The sequence below is a fragment of the Rheinheimera maricola genome (assembly GCF_016918075.2).
In the GTDB taxonomy this organism is placed as follows: domain Bacteria; phylum Pseudomonadota; class Gammaproteobacteria; order Enterobacterales; family Alteromonadaceae; genus Alishewanella; species Alishewanella maricola_A.
Window position 1 is genome coordinate 155,670 of the sequence record NZ_JAERPS020000006.1, and the last position, 18,782, is coordinate 174,451.

Annotated in this window: 20 protein-coding genes; 1 reads left to right on the forward strand and 19 read right to left on the reverse strand. The window is 47.4% G+C overall.

Annotated features, from left to right (window positions below; all coding sequences use genetic code 11):
- Window positions 1-11: 11 nt before the first annotated feature.
- The gene (locus tag I4W93_RS16200; RefSeq protein ID WP_205311838.1) at window positions 12-554 is read right to left on the reverse strand and encodes a BON domain-containing protein; all 543 of its coding nucleotides are present in this window, start codon (window positions 552-554) and stop codon (window positions 12-14) included.
- A gap of 101 nt (window positions 555-655) precedes the next feature.
- Complete coding sequence (locus tag I4W93_RS16205) at window positions 656-1,120, reverse strand: hypothetical protein (protein WP_205311839.1); 465 nt, start codon at window positions 1,118-1,120, stop codon at window positions 656-658.
- Window positions 1,121-1,340: 220 nt separating this feature from the next.
- On the opposite strand from I4W93_RS16205, the gene I4W93_RS16210 reads away from it, so the two are divergent.
- Window positions 1,341-2,687: a sigma-54 interaction domain-containing protein gene (locus I4W93_RS16210; protein ID WP_205311840.1), complete on the forward strand. Its 1,347-nt coding sequence runs from the start codon at window positions 1,341-1,343 to the stop codon at window positions 2,685-2,687.
- A 369-nt stretch (window positions 2,688-3,056) separates the two neighbouring features.
- Here I4W93_RS16210 and I4W93_RS16215 read toward each other — a convergent pair whose 3' ends face one another.
- From I4W93_RS16215 to I4W93_RS16295, 17 genes are all read right to left on the reverse strand, one after another.
- Window positions 3,057-3,233 carry a DUF1328 domain-containing protein gene (locus tag I4W93_RS16215; RefSeq protein WP_205311841.1) on the reverse strand — a complete coding sequence of 59 codons (177 nt, stop codon included), beginning with the start codon at window positions 3,231-3,233 and terminating at the stop codon, window positions 3,057-3,059.
- 232 nt (window positions 3,234-3,465) lie between these two features.
- The gene (locus tag I4W93_RS16220; RefSeq protein WP_205311842.1) at window positions 3,466-4,185 is read right to left on the reverse strand and encodes a PepSY domain-containing protein; all 720 of its coding nucleotides are present in this window, start codon (window positions 4,183-4,185) and stop codon (window positions 3,466-3,468) included.
- On the reverse strand, window positions 4,182-4,904 hold the full coding sequence (locus I4W93_RS16225) for a PepSY domain-containing protein (protein WP_205311843.1): 723 nt from the start codon (window positions 4,902-4,904) through the stop codon (window positions 4,182-4,184). Before I4W93_RS16225 ends, I4W93_RS16220 begins: the two co-directional genes overlap by 4 nt.
- 72 nt (window positions 4,905-4,976) lie before the next feature.
- Window positions 4,977-5,720 (reverse strand): hypothetical protein, encoded by a 744-nt coding sequence (locus tag I4W93_RS16230; RefSeq protein WP_205311844.1) that lies wholly within the window; start codon window positions 5,718-5,720, stop codon window positions 4,977-4,979.
- Between the two features lie 35 nt (window positions 5,721-5,755).
- The gene (locus I4W93_RS16235; RefSeq protein WP_027669435.1) at window positions 5,756-6,682 is read right to left on the reverse strand and encodes a ketoacyl-ACP synthase III family protein; all 927 of its coding nucleotides are present in this window, start codon (window positions 6,680-6,682) and stop codon (window positions 5,756-5,758) included.
- A 56-nt stretch (window positions 6,683-6,738) separates the two neighbouring features.
- Window positions 6,739-8,226, reverse strand: coding sequence for a class I adenylate-forming enzyme family protein (locus I4W93_RS16240; RefSeq protein ID WP_205311845.1), 1,488 nt, complete (start codon window positions 8,224-8,226; stop codon window positions 6,739-6,741).
- Window positions 8,227-8,235: 9 nt separating this feature from the next.
- Window positions 8,236-8,982, reverse strand: a complete 747-nt coding sequence (locus tag I4W93_RS16245) for an ABC transporter permease (protein WP_027669437.1) — start codon at window positions 8,980-8,982, stop codon at window positions 8,236-8,238.
- A complete protein-coding gene (locus I4W93_RS16250) occupies window positions 8,979-9,881 on the reverse strand; it encodes an ABC transporter ATP-binding protein (RefSeq protein WP_205311846.1) in 903 nt (300 codons plus the stop codon). The genes I4W93_RS16245 and I4W93_RS16250 overlap by 4 nt, the downstream gene beginning before the upstream one ends.
- A gap of 33 nt (window positions 9,882-9,914) precedes the next feature.
- Window positions 9,915-10,187 (reverse strand): acyl carrier protein, encoded by a 273-nt coding sequence (locus I4W93_RS16255; RefSeq protein ID WP_084153414.1) that lies wholly within the window; start codon window positions 10,185-10,187, stop codon window positions 9,915-9,917.
- Between the two features lie 23 nt (window positions 10,188-10,210).
- Window positions 10,211-11,473 carry a hypothetical protein gene (locus I4W93_RS16260; protein ID WP_205311847.1) on the reverse strand — a complete coding sequence of 421 codons (1,263 nt, stop codon included), beginning with the start codon at window positions 11,471-11,473 and terminating at the stop codon, window positions 10,211-10,213.
- Between the two features lie 12 nt (window positions 11,474-11,485).
- Window positions 11,486-13,360 (reverse strand): acyl-CoA dehydrogenase family protein, encoded by a 1,875-nt coding sequence (locus I4W93_RS16265; RefSeq protein WP_205311848.1) that lies wholly within the window; start codon window positions 13,358-13,360, stop codon window positions 11,486-11,488.
- A gap of 22 nt (window positions 13,361-13,382) precedes the next feature.
- On the reverse strand, window positions 13,383-14,198 hold the full coding sequence (locus I4W93_RS16270; RefSeq protein ID WP_205311849.1) for a hypothetical protein: 816 nt from the start codon (window positions 14,196-14,198) through the stop codon (window positions 13,383-13,385).
- Between the two features lie 22 nt (window positions 14,199-14,220).
- Window positions 14,221-14,622, reverse strand: coding sequence for an acyl-CoA thioesterase (locus I4W93_RS16275; protein ID WP_205311850.1), 402 nt, complete (start codon window positions 14,620-14,622; stop codon window positions 14,221-14,223).
- A 3-nt stretch (window positions 14,623-14,625) separates the two neighbouring features.
- A complete protein-coding gene (locus I4W93_RS16280; protein ID WP_205311851.1) occupies window positions 14,626-17,013 on the reverse strand; it encodes a beta-ketoacyl-[acyl-carrier-protein] synthase family protein in 2,388 nt (795 codons plus the stop codon).
- A 12-nt stretch (window positions 17,014-17,025) separates the two neighbouring features.
- Window positions 17,026-17,778, reverse strand: coding sequence for an SDR family NAD(P)-dependent oxidoreductase (locus I4W93_RS16285; RefSeq protein WP_205311852.1), 753 nt, complete (start codon window positions 17,776-17,778; stop codon window positions 17,026-17,028).
- 8 nt (window positions 17,779-17,786) lie between these two features.
- Window positions 17,787-18,458, reverse strand: coding sequence for a Rossmann-fold NAD(P)-binding domain-containing protein (locus I4W93_RS16290; protein ID WP_205311853.1), 672 nt, complete (start codon window positions 18,456-18,458; stop codon window positions 17,787-17,789).
- Window positions 18,459-18,478: 20 nt separating this feature from the next.
- Window positions 18,479-18,772, reverse strand: coding sequence for an acyl carrier protein (locus tag I4W93_RS16295; protein WP_037053276.1), 294 nt, complete (start codon window positions 18,770-18,772; stop codon window positions 18,479-18,481).
- Window positions 18,773-18,782 lie beyond the last annotated feature (10 nt).

Consider the following 18,782-nt stretch of genomic DNA (forward strand, 5'->3'; position numbering starts at 1 on the left):
TTACCAGTTAATTACTGTGCAACTTGCAGTTTATCTATAACCCGGCTAACGTCATCGGTGTTTTTTGCTATGGCAACCGCCAAGTCTTTTTCGGCATCAGACTCTACTTCACCTTGTAAGGTAACAACACCGTTTTTTGCATCTACATCGATACTGGTGCCGCTCACCTCAGACTCAAACAACAAGCGGGTTTTTACCACAGTAGCAATTTTGGCGTCTTTTAAGGCACTGCCATCTTGCTCAGTCATCGGCTTGCCTGTGGCCATTACATTCAGCTGATTATCTACACCAGTCACACCATCCAGATTCTCTATCAGCTCTTCTGCCAGCGCTTTATCCACTTCGCTTTCAACTTTACCGGTTAAGGTAACCGCACCGTTTTTGACGTCGGTATTTATATCAAACGAGTTCAAATTGCCATTTAGCAGCAAAGTAGTTTCCGCTTTACCGTCAATCCACGCATCTTTGGCACCGTCTTTCCAGTCATTTGCAGCCATTGCCGTTGTAGTGGTTAAAGCCAGAGTCATCATCATTGCTAAAGTTGTATGTTTCATGTTGTCGCTCCTTTGTAGTGAGACCCCATGACTGATGCCAGTTTAATGCCATAAAATATCTTATTGTTTATTAAGGAATTTATTTTATCATTCAGCTAATGTTAATTTTTTGTTTGTATTTTTTGCCCGCTAGTCGGTAAAACTTTCAGAAGTGGTGCTAACCGATCTATCGCTATTTGCAGCGCCGCTGAAAAATGAGCCAAAGTAATTTTTGCACTGGTCGCACTTACTTGCTTGATCAGCTGCTTTAAACCCTGCAACTGTTGCTGCAACAGCCCTTCTAGCTCCGCCATGATCAGTGGTTGCAGAGCGGGATTGTACAAAGCAGCACACTGATGCAGATACCAGAACTCCACAACCGCCAGCTGATTACGATGATCAGGCTCGCTCATTGCTGTAGCCGGTAATCGCCTGGCGGCACTTTGATGTAGCCTGGACAACTCAAGAAAATTATATCTGAGATTACTATTATTAATCTGCTGGGCCGCCTGTTGAAAAAAGTGCTGTGCCGCCTGACAGACTGCATAAACATAATATAAATGCTGCGCTTGCTGGGTGTTATCCATCCTGGACCTGTCTGCATACATCACAAAAAACCTCAATTGCAGTTACCAATGTAGTAATTCATATTCAATTCATGTACCAAAGTGTAAACTTATGATTTATATGACCATTTCTAGAAATTACATTTTGGTTAGCGGTCGCTTTGGTAAGTTTTACCCACTGGCATTGTTAAATTTACAGTGCTGACATAGAGTTAGATTCTGATAACCTGTGAGATAACCTATGACTCAACCACGCTTATTTTTACACGTAACGGATAACGCCCTGGCGACTCAGTTGCTGCAGTCTGCTGTAGTACGACGTTTTGTGGTGGTTAAAAGCAGTGATAGCACCTCTTGGGCAGAACAATTGCTGGCGCAACCTTGTGACCTGGCGTTTATTCAAGCCGATCAGCACAGCAAGGCAGATTACCAACGCCTTACCGCCAGTAGGTTGCTGGCAGAAATTGATTTTATCGTTGTCAGCGATGGCAGCCCAGACCCGGCGTTAGACCAGCTAACACGCTGCGGTGCTGGCTATCACTTTCGCCAACCATTTGATATGGCGAGCATCTTTGATACGCTGCAAGATTTTTATCAGCAATTAAGTCAGCACCAGCAACAGCTAAAAGCTAATGTCAGCGCACTAGATCAGTTTGGTTTATTGGTTGGTTCATCCAAGGCTATGCTGAAGCTGTACCGCACCGTGCGTAAAGTTGCGGTAACTGAGGCTAACGTATTAATTTTTGGCGAAAGCGGTGCTGGCAAAGAACTGGTCGCCAACACCCTGCATTTAGCCAGCCACCGGGCTGAGCAACCTTTTGTTGCCATTAACTGTGGTGCGCTGAGTCCCGAATTGGTCGATAGCGAATTGTTTGGCCATACCAAGGGCGCGTTTACCGGCGCGCTGCGTGAACATAAGGGAGTCTTTGCTCAGGCCCAGGGGGGCACGCTGTTTTTGGATGAAGTAACTGAAATGCCATTGGAGCAGCAGGTAAAACTGTTACGCGTGCTGGAAAGCGGCGAATACCGGCCAGTTGGCGACGATAAGGTGGTGCAGGCCGACGTGCGTATTGTCGCGGCGACAAATCGCGATCCGCAACAAGCAATAACAGATGGTGTACTGCGCGAAGATTTATACTTCCGCCTGGCACAGTTTCCCGTGCCGGTGCCACCACTGCGAGACAGGGGTAATGATATTGTAGGTCTGGCACAACACTTTCTTGCCTACCGCAATTCAAAAGAGCAGCAGCAAAAACAACTGGCCAACGATACCCTTGCCATAATTTGCCAGCATAACTGGCCAGGCAATGTCAGAGAGCTTAAGCATGCCATTGAACGCGCGTATATTCTTGCCGACAACCTAATTCAGCCAGAGCATTTATTGTTAGAAGCGAGCCGCGATGATAACAGCGACAGCTGCCTCAGCGAGGTGCCGTGCGGCGTACCGCTGGAGCAGTTGGAAAAAGCCGCCATTTTAAATACCCTGGCGCAAAATGCCGGCAATAAAACCGACACCGCACAACAATTAGGCATCAGCGTTAAAACCCTGTACAACAAATTGGAAAAGTACCAGCAATCCGAGCCTTAAAGCGCCTCAGTCGGCAACTGCTTTGTTGGCAAAGTCGAGAGACAGCATCACCTGAAGCGAAGCCGGTGCAATACTGATGTGTAGTGCCGTACCACTGTATAATTCACCATCTATCACATAGCACATAGTGTAGTTGCGCGGCGTGCCGTGGCCAGATGCTGATGTGACGTGCCTGACAATGCTGGCTACTTATATTCAGGCTCAGCTTGGTTAGGCCGGCCAGTGCCAATTCTGCCAGCCCCGGTAGGGCACATTGCAGCCCAACCCGCAGCCAGCTTCAATGGCCAAAATGACAGCTGCCAGCTGACAAACGCCAGCAGCATAGCCACCAGGCTGTAGTAAAGTGCGTCAGCATTATTACTAATGCCGCTACAGTTTTGGCGCCCGGCCACGTAGCGCGTTAACCAACAGCGAGATGACCAACAGTACGATAAAAATAAAAAAGATCACCTTGGCAATACCGGCCGCCGCACCAGCAATACCACCAAAACCCAGAACTGCCGCGATAAGTGCAATAATTAAAAATGTTAATGCCCAGCCCAACATAGTGGTCTCCTTAGTGCAGCTTGCACAATGTGATTTAGACGCTGTTACTACTGCCAGCGCCGTGCCAGCTTGCAAGAATCACGGTAGGCCATTGTTATATATGATGTTAATTTATAATCAGCTTGTAGTTTTTTAGTGCGGAGGCCTGTCTTAGCAGAAAAATTTACCGGGTACCAAGTAAATTTTGACGCCAGGCCAAGCAGTACATCAACACAACGCACATTTTGTCATCTTAGCCGGGAGAGCGCCGGACAAAGCCGCGCCGCGCCAGCACGATAGTCCATATCAAGCCGCTACCGCACAGACCAAGGGCGGCGATGGCAAAGAACATCATCAATACATTGTTAAAACTGCCGGTGTTGGCGTAATCCATAAAATGCAGCTTGAGGAAAAAATCCGCCAGGCGTTTGTGCTCATCACTGTGACCAACCAACCTGCCGGACTGCGCTTCTATATAGACACTGGTGTTAATTTCATCGGCAAAATTCACCTGCCACAGCGGGTTTTGTTGCTTAAGAAAATCGGCTATGGGCGGCTGCATTAAGGTGGTGGAAGCTACCGCCCCCGGACCTGAATACGATGTTTGCGCCAGTACTCGGGCAAATTCCGCATCTACTGTGATGGCCTGTCCGTTAGTGGCATCTATAAGTGAATACAGGTTAGCGAAATGCGCATACAAACCGCGCTGATGGTTGAGTAAATAATAGGGCTTATTTGCCAGCGAGATTAAAGTTAAGGTGGCGCTGGCTTCATGTTGAGCTAAGACATCAGCGGGCTCTAACAAACTTAATTCGTGCCATGCGGGTGCCGGCGAATGCTCTGCTTTGTAGGTATACCCTGCAGCTTTATGATGGTCCATCAGGTTAAAATACAGCCCGGTGCCAAGCCAGATTAAAAACTGCAGGCTAACAATAAGCGAAGCCCATTTATGGATTTTCCTTGCCCATTTCATGGCTTAGCCCTCAGCGCACGCTTAGGGCGACTTAAGCTAAAATACAGTAACACTAAGCCAAACATTGTTGATATCAGCCCTAACACGCTGCACAAAAATAGCAGCAAATTATCAATGTCTTTACCATCGTTATGGTCCATCACATGAAAGCGAAACATCCAGTCAAACAGGCGCCAGAAATTGTGCCGTTTAGCAACCAGTAAGCCCGTTTCAGCCGACACATATATCGCCGGATCACCCAGATCTGTGAAATTTACCCGCCAGGCGGGTAGTGCCTTAGGGTTTAATTCAAACGGCGCATGCTCGGTAAGTAATTCAATACTGGCAACCTCACCATTGCCGGCATAGTAAAATTTCGCAGCTACCGCCGCTTGTTGCCTGGATAACGCGGCAATACGCTGACCGGTTCTGGCATCCAGCATTATGTTGTCCGGCCCCAGACTAAACCGATATACCACCTGCTCCAGGTAGAGCCCAAGGCTAATGTCCTTTGCCTTGGGGTAACGCTGCAACACGTTATGCAGCGGATAGGTTAGCTGTTGTGGGTCAATTTTATCTTGCCGGTTGTTAACCAGAGTATCACCATGAATGTAGTGAATATCAAAAAATACCATATAAGTGCCAGTAACCGACCAAACTACAAACTGCAAGGCTAGCAGCGTCATCAGCCATTTATGGTATTTTCTACTGGTTTTCCTGATCTGCGTTATTGCCATCATGGCTTGCTTCCCGCCGCTTTAAACTGCGCCAGTATGTTACCCTCAAAGCGATAAAAGACAAAAGCCCTGATTCTACAGGGCTTTTGCGGGATGTTTATCAAAAACAGCACTGATATCCAGCACCAACTGGTTATATTCGTGTTGGTGCCTATAGTTCCAGTTTTCACCTGGCGGCAACTGCTGTAACTGGGTCAGCGACTGACAAATATCCAGCCAGCTTTGACTGCGATCAACCGGTTCTGCCTGATGGGTAGCAGCAGGTGCGCGGCACACCGATATTTTAGGCGACAAACCATCCCCGGCCGACGCCAGGAGCCGAAACCATAAACCCCGTCCAGGTTCTGACCAGAAGATCCGCTCTTCCCTGTCCGAACCGCCCTGGAATTGATTTAACGAAAATACCCAGACTTCCTCGTATTGGCAGGCGCGCATGGCTTTTTCAGCATACTCCAGGGCACTGAACACCACGCCGGGACCATTTTCACTGACCGCCATGGTCTCAGTGGCAGCAGCATCAAACATGGCACAAATGGTGGTTACCAGCGCATTGCCAACCCTGGTGTCTAAATCCGGCATCCAGTAAGACAAGATAATCAAATCCGGTCGCCCATGCGGAGCTAATGCCGCCACCATCTCAGTATGAGAGGGTACGTAGCTGGCATTGATAATTGCCTGCTCCTGCTCAGTGGCGTGTGTTAATTCAACCGTACCAAGCGCCGATAATTGCTCCAGATAATGGCGGGTGCCTTCATAGTTCATCCGGACACTGCCTTGGCCAACCGGAAATAACTGACTGCGCAGCTCTTTTAAATACATCGGAAAATCCTTCTGATCAATGGTGCAAAATCCGCTTAGTGACGGATTAACGCTGAGGTATAAAAGAAGCCGGTACCGGTGGACAATAACAGGCACAAATCGCCTTTTTTGATTTTCCCTTCGTCACGGGCCGTACAATAATTGATAAAATTATCTGCGGTAAAACAATGGCCAATTTTCGGCACGTTATCGACATAGATCATCGACTTGTTGATCCCTAAATGATTTGCCACCGTTTTCCAGGATGATTTGTTGGTGATCGGCGGCAAAATCAGCGTCAGATCAGCCAGTTCATAACCGGACTTACCAATACTATCAACGACAAACTGCTTCAGTAAATCCAGGCTGTCTTTTCTGAATTCTTCCAACACCTTCGGGTCGCCAAACCCCATATGAAAACGACTGTCGATTTTCATATGGGTGTTCAGCACTTTTGATTTCGTACCATTGCGGGTAATTAAAGCAGCAGAAGCAGCATCACCGGTAATGGCTGTTCCCGGCTGTTTGCGCCAGTTACCAAAACTTCGATCGCCCGAAAGAATAATGATCGCTTCATCATCATTGGCCTCATGCAACAGGTTTTCAGCGTACTTTAATGCCATAATTCCGGCCGCACAGCTGCCCTGCGTAATGGCCATCGCATTACATTCAGACAGACCATACTGTTGCACCAGCTCGTTTAATAACGGTTGCAACGGCGCCTGATTACAGCCAACTGTGTGCGTGTATAGCAGATGGGTAATTTTGTAACCGGTATATGCCGGGCTTACCACAAGCTGATCCAAAGCCCCTTGTAATAACTTGATCAATGGCAATTGTGGATCGTATGCCACTTTGCTCTGGCCCAGAAAAGTGGTGTGTACAAAAATATCTTCATCACTGAGCTGCAATTCACTTTTGAGATCCGCAATAGCAACACGGCGCTCGGGCACAAAACAGACTAGTTCTTCAATACCTATCATGATGTTACTCTCTGATTAACCCCAATGACCGCACCGGACATACCGATGAGGTTGCTCTATGCTGCTTTGGTCAGTTGTGAAACATCGACCTTGCCATTATTCGACAGCGGCATCTGCTGCAAGAACTGAATTTCGGCAAACATATAATCAGCATCGACATGCTGCTGCAGCCAGGTTTTAAATTCATCCTGCGCTTGTTTCGTCTGCTCGACCAACACCACAAACAGCTTGGCAATTTCGTTGTCGTAACTGTCTTTCACACCAGCCACCAGACAAATTTCCACAGCCGGATTCTTATAGACAATCGTTTCCATATCGCGGGGATATATACAGAAACCTCGCTGTTTAATCAGATCTTTGACCCGGCCCTTGAAGTACAGAAAACCATCTGCGTCCTGCATAAACAAATCACCAGTGGCCAACCAGTTATCATCGCGATAACGACCGGCTACAACTTTGGCCCCGGCATCATTTTGCAGGTTAAAATATCGCTGGAACACCGAGGTACCCCGAACAAACAATTGTCCAACCTCACCGCTTGGCAACTCCTCCAGCACCACCCTGTTATGTTCGGTTGCCACTTCACGGAAAATTTTGGCATCAAGACCAGGCATTGGGATCCCAACCGAATCGCTCTTTTCACCGAGATATCCCGCAGGTAAATACGACACCCGTTTTGATTCGGTCAAACCATACATTTTCACCACCTCAGCACCGATGAACTGTTGTTTTAAACCAAGTGCGGTGTGCGACGGAAACACCCCGCCGGTGCTGGTAATTAAACGCACACCGTTGATTTTCTTATTAAAGCGTTCCAGATATTTGTGCAAGCTGCTGGCCAGTGCCGGAATTAACGGTAATACCGTAATGCCGCGTTTTTCGACAATATTCAGCAGGCTGATTGGATTAATGGTTTTGCGACACATCACCAGCTGACAGCCGGTCGCAAGACAGAAGAACAACTGATACAGGCCATAATCAAACGACAGCGGCGAAATCAGCATAATGCGATCACTTTGCCGAATTTGTAGGTAGCCTAGAATTGAACGCAGCGCCGAAATCACATTGGCATGTGTCAACATGATGCCTTTAGGCTTACCGGTACTGCCGGACGTATAAATAATCAAAGCCAGGTCAACCCCCGTCAGCCGGGGCTGGGTCAAATAATGAAAGGCAGGTGGCACCACGGCATGCAATTGTTGCGTGGTGACAGGTTTTAAGCTGCGCGCTTCCGGGTCAAGTACAAAATCTGCACCACAGTCATCTATAATATTTTGCAGGGCCGCTTCAGACATCTCCCTTTTGGCTGGCACAACCACACCACCAAGCTGCCACACCGACAACAAAGCCGCGACCGTTTCCAGCGTGTTGGAAACCATCACTACAACTTTCTGCTGATGCTGGAGCGAATGGCAATACTTTGCGGCCAGTTCCAGCTCTGCTGTAAAAGAGCCGCCATCATCGGCTTCAGTGCTGATACAACCGCTGAAGTTACCATTAAGAACCGGAGTAATTAAGTCTTTTAAAGTAAAAATGTTGTCCATGATCAAGTCCTATTCCCACTTAAATGTTTTAACCGAAATGCCGAATGCAATCAGGCACATCGCCGACAAAACTAAAAAATCCTGTGAGTTTTCGAGCAGGCTTTCACCATAAAAAAGCTGTGACTCGATTAAATCAAACAGATAACTCGCCGGTAAGGTCTGAGAAATAACCGCTAGCCAATCCGGGAAAAATGTTTTTGGAAAAGTTGAACCGCTCAGAAAAATCATGATTAGAAATATTGCATTGGCGATGGCTATCGCCGTTTGTGGACGACTGCATAAATTAGCAATAATAATTCCAACTGAACTAAACAAGACGCTGCCGATAAAAATCAATAACAATACCGAAAAGAAATTGCCATTTGGGTAGACCGAAAATAGTACAGCTGCGCCGGCAGTAACCAACATAATCCCAAGCACAATAATAATAAGCTGTCGCAACATTAAACCGATGGTTACATGAAACCGGTTTAAATCAGTCACTTTAAGTCTTTTATATACACCCGATTGAAAATCTGCAGCAAGGACGGTGGTCAGTGCAAAAATGCCGCCTGACATAATGGTAATGACAAACACTCCGGTCACTGTCATGAGTCTTGGATCATCGCCGGTCACACCAGCACCTTTCGCATCACCGAAAACTGATAACATTAAAACCAGCATCGCCAACGGATATAAAAATGACCAAAAAAGAGCAGTTTTACTTCTGTATGCAATAATACATTGCATAATAAAAAAATTAGCTAGTTGTCTCATGATGCTGCCTTTTCGCCTGTGAGTCGGACAAATACATCTTCCAGCGATGATTTCCCGATGGTTATCTTCGAAATAGAAAGTTTTTCAGACATGTCTTTGACAATTTGCATCAAACGGCCATTAATTGAATCGACACTAAATGAATACACACCGTCAAAGAAGCTCATACCGACAACGCCAAATTGTTCAAACGATTCAACATCAACCGGTTGTTCAAGCGTAAACTCAACTTTGAAATTGTCGTTATAAAGTTTAATGATTTCTTCTGGCTTATCTGTCACCAGAATCTCACCTTTACTGAGGATAGAAACGCGATCAGCCAGCGCTTCTGCCTCTTCAATATAATGGGTAGTAAATATGATCGTCTTACCTTCACTTTTTAAAGTTCGGATAATATCCCATATCTTTAATCTTATTTGCGGATCCAGGGCATTAGATGGTTCATCAAAAAATAGAATATCCGGATCATTGACGAGTGAAAGCAAAATCGATAACTGCTGTTTCTGACCACCAGACAAATCTTTGTATTGGCAGTCCAGTTTGTCCTGCAAATTCACCAGGTCAAAATATTTATCTACATGGTTTGATGGCGTAACGTAAAACTGCGAGTAGTACTTAATTAACTCGCGTACCGTCAAATTGTCGTAATACACTGGAGTCTGAAAAACCGGTCCAATTTTCAGACCAACCTTCTGTTGACCAGCCGCATCGAAGTATCTAATTTCCCCTTCATTAAATGAGCGCAACCCCATAAGTATTTCCAGCGTAGTCGTTTTACCGGAACCATTTGGCCCCAGCAATGCGAATATTTCGCCATGCCGGACATCAAAGGAAATTCCCTTTAATGCCGGTATTTTGCCGTACCGTTTTAGCAGACCACTGATACTAATAATGCTCATTGTCGTTGTTCCTTTAAAAAAGGGGGCCGCCCGCTAAGCGGCCATCTCGAATGAAATCATCTGGTTATGCATATCAGCCAATGATGTCATGTCATCAAACTCCAGTTCGGAAGGATCAATCTGAAAGTCGCTATAAATTTCTTCACAGGCGATAATCACTTCGACAATGTTCAGTGAATCGATACCGATTTCCGCCAATGGCACATGTGGATCCACGGTATCTGTTTTTAACGCTTCGGCTGTTACTGTGATCAGCTTTTGCAGTAATTCTGGATGTACAACGCTTTTATTCTCAAAACTAGACATAACTGTCTCCTTATAATGATTAACTAAAAAACATGAAGTAAATATGAAACACCAAAACTTATGCCTGGAGAAATCGAACCAAAGTCTGATTCTTTTCCACCATGGTAATAATTCGCTTTTATAAGAAGCTCTGAATTACCACCAAACTCTTTCTTAACTGACAATGATCCGATATAGCTACCATCATCCATGTTTACTAAAACACTTGGCTTCACCTGAGCTTCATATCCAGGGTGAAAACCGGTATAGGCGACATAAAGATAATTACGCCCCAAGTACTGTTCTTCAAATATTTTTGAATCAATAAATAAACTACCACCACCACTTTTCATATAATGACTAACCGACTGGTCTATCATTTTCTCTTGCATACCGTGACGAAAGCCGCGGCCATTATGAAAATATTCGACACTGAACCGCTGCTTATCATCGATATATCGGGTTAACCCGAGAAAAATATCCTGGTAGCTGCCAATTCCACTTAAACTTTCTAGCGTTTTTCCAAAGTAAAATGGATCCGTCAGATTACTTTTATCAATCTCGACTTGCACTGCTTCCAATACAAACGTTGTAGCCCAGGGTAAATTTCCATCCAGTGCCAGACCAAATTTTTCTGAGTAATCGCCAACTTTTGCATAAAACAACGAACCGTCGATAAAACGTTTAAAACTTATTTTTGACGCAATTTGTTTTCCACGATAAAAACTTTTATCATGCGTTGACACTAATAATGAATAATCTACAAAACCACCTATCATTTCATATTGTGCTTGATCTATCCCTGAATAGCGGGCCGGATCCATAGAATCGAAATTTTTCGTAGTAAATCCATTATCGATTAAATCTGCTGGCCGCCATTGAAACCCAGCGCTCCAGCCTAAATTCTTCCGGCCAACAGACACATAATGACCAGCTTTAGACAGACGATGTTCGTAATAATACTCAAGCGCTTTAATATCACTTTCATCACTACTATTTCCGCCTAACTGTTTAAGGCTATAACTAACCATGCCTCTTGTTTTAATTTTTGCGTCATCGCTAATAGTCCATTTTATCTGACTATCAACAATGGCATTATTCTCAAACAATTCGTTACTTTGAATGTGTCTCAGCTCTGGAATGTATGTTCCTTGATAAATGAAATCTAAACTAGCTGTAAGATTTGACATGTTGCCAGCTACCAAGTCATCATTTTCTGACGTTGTAAATGGGTCCACACCTTCGGCATAAACCGAAGAACTGGTCGCTATCAACACACTAATACGGATTGCTTTAGAGATATTCATTGGCAGCCACTACTAAAATTGAGGAAAATGATCGGCGTTTAACTCTTTGAAAGTCTCATCGATGTCGGCAATTGCCCGCAGTTTTGAACCAAGATGCGCCAGCGTGTTGCGATAGAAATATTTAACTGCGTAAATTTTCCCCTGATAAAACGACAAGTCATACGCTCGCTGATTGTCAGCAATGGCCTTTTGCGCAGCAACTGCGTTTTCCAACAACAACCAGCCAACGGTCAAATCACCAAAAGCGTTCATAAACCTGGTCGACATCAGATAGATTTGTTCCATTTCTCCGCCAGATAACCAGTCACCGAAGGTTGCAAGAGCAGTACTAAGCGCTGTGGTTGCAGTCTCCAACTGTTCAAATTGATCGGCCAGCTGCGGAAACTGCTGTTTTTGCTCACAAAAATTGATGACTTCTTCTTTAAAGTAACCAAAAGCTCTGGACGACTTGCCGAGGGATAATTTCGAGCGGACTAAATCTGCCGCCTGCATATAGTTGGTGCCTTCCCAGATACTCATGATTTTCACGTCGCGGCACTGTTGCTCGACCGGGAAATCGCTGATGTAACCATAACCACCATGCACCTGGATTGCGGTTTCACACACGGTCCACGCCTGATCTGAACAATAGGCTTTCACCACCGGGGTCAGGAGATCAGCTAAGGTTTCATATTTCTTTTTCAGGGCTTTGGCGTCACCTTCGGCATCATGAAGAGTGATGGCTAATGATGAATAGTTGGCGGCTTTGAGCACCAATGCACGCATACCATCTACTTTTGCTCTCATATCAAGCAACATACGTTTGACGTCAAGGTGAGCAATAATCGGTAACCGCTCTGCTTTTGGTGACGACATCGCCCGGATGCTGGTGCCTTGGATACGTTGCTGAGCGTAGTCAGCCGCGCTGTAATAGGCTGACGAGGCCAACCCCAGAGCATAAGTGCCCGTAGCAACCCGCGCCAGATTCATCAACAACAACAGTTGCGATAAACCCATGTTTTCTTTTTCGCCCAACAAGGTGCCGTAACAAGACCCGGTCTGACCAAATGACAATTGCACGGTGGCATTGCCTTTAAGGCCCATTTTCTTTTCCACACCATCACAGCTAACGTGGTTGTATTCGCCCGGGCTACCATCGGCATTAAGCGCATATTTGGTTACAACAAAGCAGCTCAGACCCTGGGTGCCAAGCGGTGCATCGTCCAATCGTGCCAGCACAAAATAAACAATGTTATCGGTCAGATTGTGCATACCAGATGAGATAAAAATCTTCGAGCCTTCAAGGCGGTAGCGGCCATCCGGCTCACGCAGCGCTTTGGTCCGGATCAAGCCTACATCTGAGCCCGCGTCTGACTCCGTCATCACCATGGCGGCGGTCATCGTGGGTGTCGTCAGGGCCTGGCTGTACAGTTGGCGTTGCTGCTCGGTACCAAATTTTTGCAGTAAATAAACGGCGCCAATATTAAAACCCGGATAAATGCAGAAGGCCGGATCCGCACCATACAACACACTGTAAATCGCTTGATTGATCACATAAGGCGTGCCACATCCGCCGTATTCCATCGGTGCAGAAATGCCACAAAGTCCCAGCTCCTGAAATTTGGCAAACACATACTGATAAACCTCAGGTACTGTGACTTCGGTTGGCGACAGCATGTTGCAGCCGGCTTTGTCGGCGAGCTGGTAGCTGCGCCCTAAATATTCACGTGCAAATTTAATGGCTAAATCAATAACCTGAATGCATGTCTCTTTATTTAGATGACTGAACGCCGGGGTATTGATAATGTGCTGTTCGACGTTCAGCACGTCGAACAACTGGAAATGCAGGTCCCGTTGATCCAAGCGGAACGACGAGTTTTGATTTAAAAATTGTTTGATATCATTCATCACTATTGCTCATCCTAAGTTGTTAGAAGTGCCGGGTATGGACGTTCACAGCCACGCTGACATCGGCGAAGCAGTAATAGCCCCGCAGCGCCAGCGACCCAAACACAATGTTCTGATCAGCAAAATCTTGTTGCTGGTGATCGTTAATAAATGCAATCCAGGGATCACTACCAAAGGCATGGCCATAGTGCGCGTGGCCATCGGACAACAAAGCGACGTCTTTGAGCGAACGCCGCACCGGAACAGACATGCTCTCCGGGAAAAATGGCAACGACAATATGCTGGCCTGGCACTTGCGGGCGACCTGCTTGGCGAAACTGGCAAAACTGATAATATTGTTGCCGCCACTGGCGACGCCGGTGTGCAGTAAGTCAGCGGCGTCACCCTCTTGTTGAATTTCAAAGAACAAAGTGGTGATACCAAAACCTGATTTGCCCCACTGCTCATTTTCCGACCAGTACTTCATTTCCATTGAGTTAATGTCGAGAATAGAAATAGCCAGTAACGGCTGATGGGGTTTGTGCTCAAAGTGGTACCGCAGGCAATATCCCCAGCAGGCACATTCATAAGCATGGGTAAAACTCTGACTAACCAACGCATCGTTTTCCAGCAAATTGCCAGATGCAATGGCGCCGGCTGAAAACACCGAATCCATCATGGTGCTGCACAAATAATGATGGCCGGCATCGCTGTATGAATAATCTCGATCAGCGCCAATACTTTGGGTGTGCTGCCTGATGACATCACGGATCTGTTCGGCACTTTGCTCAATGCTTTTGTCAGCAAACTCTTCGCTGAACGGCGAGTAAAAAGCATCCTTTAAAATAATCTTTGGCATAGGTCACTCCCGATGTTGCCGGTTAGTCGCTTTCTACTTCAGCGGTTAGTTTTGCTATCAGATAGTCAGGCATCGCCATAATGGTTTTTTCAGCGGCTTGCACACAGACCATTCTGGTGGTCACAGCACAACACAGCGTGTTACGGCTGCTGATCCGGGTTTGCCATACCACACCGCTACGGTCGATGCTGCGTAACACGGTTTTCACTTCAAGCTCATCCTCCAGGAAGATGGCCGCCTGATATTTGGCAGCGATGGCATGCACCACCAGGGACACCCCGTGCTCCTTATTCAGCCTTGAAAACGATAGCTCCCTGCGTTTTAGCCACCAATGCCGCCCCGTTTCTGCAAGTTCGAGATATTTGGCGTGATGGAGCACTCCACCCGCATCAGTGTCGGCATAAGAGACCAGATAGGTATTCATGCTTTACTCCACTTTTCCAAGCACTAAAGCACAATGTTCAAAGGTGACCGAGGTGAACAGAACCAAGATATGTCGAGGCTGCTGATCACGCTGCAGCACTGCCGGCTGCCAGATCGCGCCTTGTTGATCGGCGCTCCAGTAAGGTGCACCATTTAAGATGGCCGCGCCCAGGTTAACCATTTGTGGCAATACTGCAGTGGGTGAATAGCCTAAATGCATTGCTGCAGACGTCAGCTGGGGTGGCGTATCGCCGAACAGGCTCTGTAAAGCGTGGTGTTCATTTTTCATAAATGCAGCACTGCCCTGACCGACGCCAATCACCAGATCAATATCAGCGATCGCCAGACCAGATGCGGTTAAGGCTTGCTTTGCCACATGCGCCAGTTGGCTGCCGTTACCTTGTAAATCATGACCAATACCATCCTGATTGACGGTAAACGCCAGCACTTCAGCCAGTTTTTTTCCACCGCGCTGCTCGATAGCTGCACCCGATTCCAGCACCGTCACACTGGCACCTTCGGTCAGATAAAAGCCTTCACCCGGCACGTCGCCATCAAACTTGCCAAGCACCTGAAAGTGCTCACACAAGCCAACAATCAGCGGTGTCATTTCATCGGTTGATAAGTCTAAGATCCGCTCCTGATGGCCAATTTTGATTGCATCAAAACCAAATTTCATTGATCCAACCGGGCCGCATAAGGTGGTATTAAACCCTTTAATCCCGAATTTAATTGACACCTCACCGGCAGCCGCATTCAGGGTTGTCAGCGGAAACTGCGTGGAACTTGCGTAAGCCAGGCCACCGTCAAACACCGACAACATGTACTTCTCCAGCGACTTCTGAGCACCATGTAATAACCCGGCAACCAGACCGGTTTCATATCGCTTTTCGGCCATGACTTCGGTCAGGCCAAAGTTCGCTATAGCATGCTCAGTAGCCGTCACCGCAAACTGAATACTGGGAGAACTGCGGCGGGCGCTGTTTTTCGCACCGGTTGGCAACGCTACTTTGCCGATAAAAGTCTGGTATTGATCGTCGTTCTGGCTAAAGCTGCGTCCCTGTTCCAGCTGGGTCAGCCAGTCCTGACCTTCTGCTGCATCCGCAACACAATGACCATAACCACTGATATAAACCTTGCGTTGTTGCGGTGCTTTTTTACCAAACACGCCTGCAGCACGCGACACCACCAGTGACGAGTTATTCCCGCCAAAACCATAGTTGTTACAAAGGATGGTATTGATGCTGGCAGGTTGCTGCGGGCCATGGACATAATCCAGCGCCGCACAGCCGTTCCGAGGTTCAATAAAATGATTATTCGGTGCGTAATAGCCTTTTTCGGCACAGATCAGACTGATAATCAGCTCTACCACACCGCTGGCACCTAAGGTATGACCAACACTGGATTTAACACTGGAAATCTTAATGTTGCTGCCAAAGACCCGTGCCACTGCTTGTGATTCAGGGACATCGTTACTATCGGTGCCCGTTCCATGTGCCGAAATGTAGTCAATGTCCCCAAGGCCCACACCGGCGTTATCAAGGGCACAACGGATAGCGGTTTCGATGCCTTCACCGTTGTCATCGACCGAAGTCTGATGAAAGGCATCAGAAGAAAGCGCATAGCCAAGCACTTCGCCCCGGTGCTGATTGCCACGTTGTTTTGAACTGGCTAGATTTTCCAGAATTAACACACCGGCGCCTTCCCCCAGGCTGATACCTGAAGGGCTTGAAAAGGGGGCCGCTGGCGACTTACTAAGAACTTTAAGGCTGTTAAAGCCAGCTGCGATACTCTCAGACAAAGTATCAGTGCCAATCACTATCACCCGATCGGCTTGGCCCGACAGCAACAAATCCCGGCCATAACCGATAGCGGTGTTACTGGAAGAACAAGCCGATGAAATGGTTACCTTTATACTCTTCAGCGCCAGATATTCACAAACCGTTGTGGATACGTGATCGGTCAATGCAGCGTAAAAATCGTGCGGATTAAGGGTGGCTTTGTCGCCAAACAACGCCGCTTTCATAATTTTTTCCACGTGTTGAATGCCGCTGTGTGAAGTCCCCACCACCACTGCAGTACGCTCGCTGTCAAAATCTGCTTTGCGAAGGCCAGCCGAAGTCATGGCTTCTTCCAATGCTTTGAGCGTGAACCAGACCCCACGGTCAGTTTTTTCAGTGAGTGCCGGGTCTAAACCAAAGGTGTCATGGTTCGAAAACTCTGAAGTCAGATTACTGAGCAACTGATCAGCAGCAATATTCTCTGAAGGGACAATAGAACACTGCCCTGTCAGAATGGCGTCGGCCAATGTAGTGGCATCCCGCCCAAGCGGGGTGAACACGCCTAAACCGGCAATTACAACAATGTCCTGATCCTGGATTAAATGTTTCATCTGTAACTGTCCTTAACGAAGGTGGCCGCCGTCAACTTTGATGGTGGTGGCTTGAATGTAGCCGGGGGTCAGTAAGCTGTGGACAACGTTAGCCACATCCGCAGGGGTGCCCATACTGCCAATCGAAGCATTGTTGAGCGTGTGTTCAAACATGGCCGGATCCAGCGCTGTCACCATATCGGTAGCGATAAAACCCGGTGCAACGGCGTTGATATACATCCGCTTCCGGCCAAATCGCCGTGCGAGCAACTGTGAATACCCAATAATGCCGCCTTTGGTGGTGGCATAAGGCACCTGGCCTTCTTTGCCATAAACACCGGCCGCCGATGCCATAAAAATCACCGACGAACAACCGGCTTGCTGCAGCAACGGCACCATTTGTTCAGTCAGCGCAATAGTGCCGCTAAGATTGGTGTGAATAAGGCTGGCAACATCGGCGTCTGCCATCGCCAGAAAAGAGCCATCATTGGTCATGCCGGCATTGTTAATCAGGACATCAGCCTTGCCGCAAGTCTGCGTAACGTGCTGGACAAAAGCCGTCACTGACGACAAATCGGCCAGATCCATTTGCTGAATATCCGCGTCGATCCCAAGATCTTTTAACTCGGCAGCCAGGGCGTCGGCTTGCGCCATACCACTGCGATAAGTCACTACCAACCGGGTTTGCGCCACGGCCGGAACGTTTTGTTGAATTTTGGCAACCAGCATGTCGACAATGGCTCTGCCGATGCCACGCGTGCCGCCTGTAACAATGATCGTTTTCATCGATATTCCTAGATATTACCTGCGGCGATGCCACTGCCAACCGGGATTATGCCGCCGGTGGTGGTTAGATTTTTCAGACCGGCATACATCTGCAGCAGCTCAGCAATGTGTTGTACCGGTTGCGGCTTGTACTTCATGCCGTAAACTTTCAGGCTCTGTTTCGCCTGCTTCCAGCTGTCGCTGGCGACACTTTCTTTGGGCGGATGGATCAGGAAGACATTCACTGACACGTCAAAACGTGCGACTTCCTTGGCGATACTTTGTACCGCCGCAATCACTGCATTGTTGGTGATGGGGTTTGACGGCGAAGCGACGCTGTAATTGACGCTGTGGTCATAACACAGCACCCAGATGCGGCCGCCGTCAGCTCTGGCCAGATGTTGCGACCCGTACTTCAACACTTTGAGGACCTCGGTTAACCGCAGTTCCAATCGCTGCATGGCGGTCACTGCATCTGCTGCAAATTCAGATAGCTCATTGAAACCACAGGTTAAATCAAGGTAGATATTGTAGTAATACCGACCTTCATTGCTCAGTTGTTCAAAATGCTGCCGCACTATGGCGGCACCATCAGTATGTTCTGGCAATTCAAGGACATGACACTCACGGCCAGCGGCCTGCAGTCGCTCGATCAGAGACTGCGGGATGAGGCCGTTGCTGTTGATGAAAAGGTCTGACATGGTAGCTCCCCGTTGCAGCGTTACGCTGCGATCTTCATGCGTGATTGCACCATATCGATGACACTGCCAATCGATGCACAAACTTCGTCAATAAAAGTGCTGTCGATTTCGATTGGCTTGAACTGGTACTTTTTCTCAATCCCAACCAATAAATCCAGGACGTCTACCGAATCCAGACCCAGTCCCTGCTCGCTGAGGATCAACGTCTCCTCGGAGAAGTCTTCAGCGCTGTAACCGTCATCCGCCAGCTCCAGACGGTCGAGGAAAATTGAATTCACAACAAAATCTAAAATTTCATTTCTTGAAAAGTTCATAGGTATTACT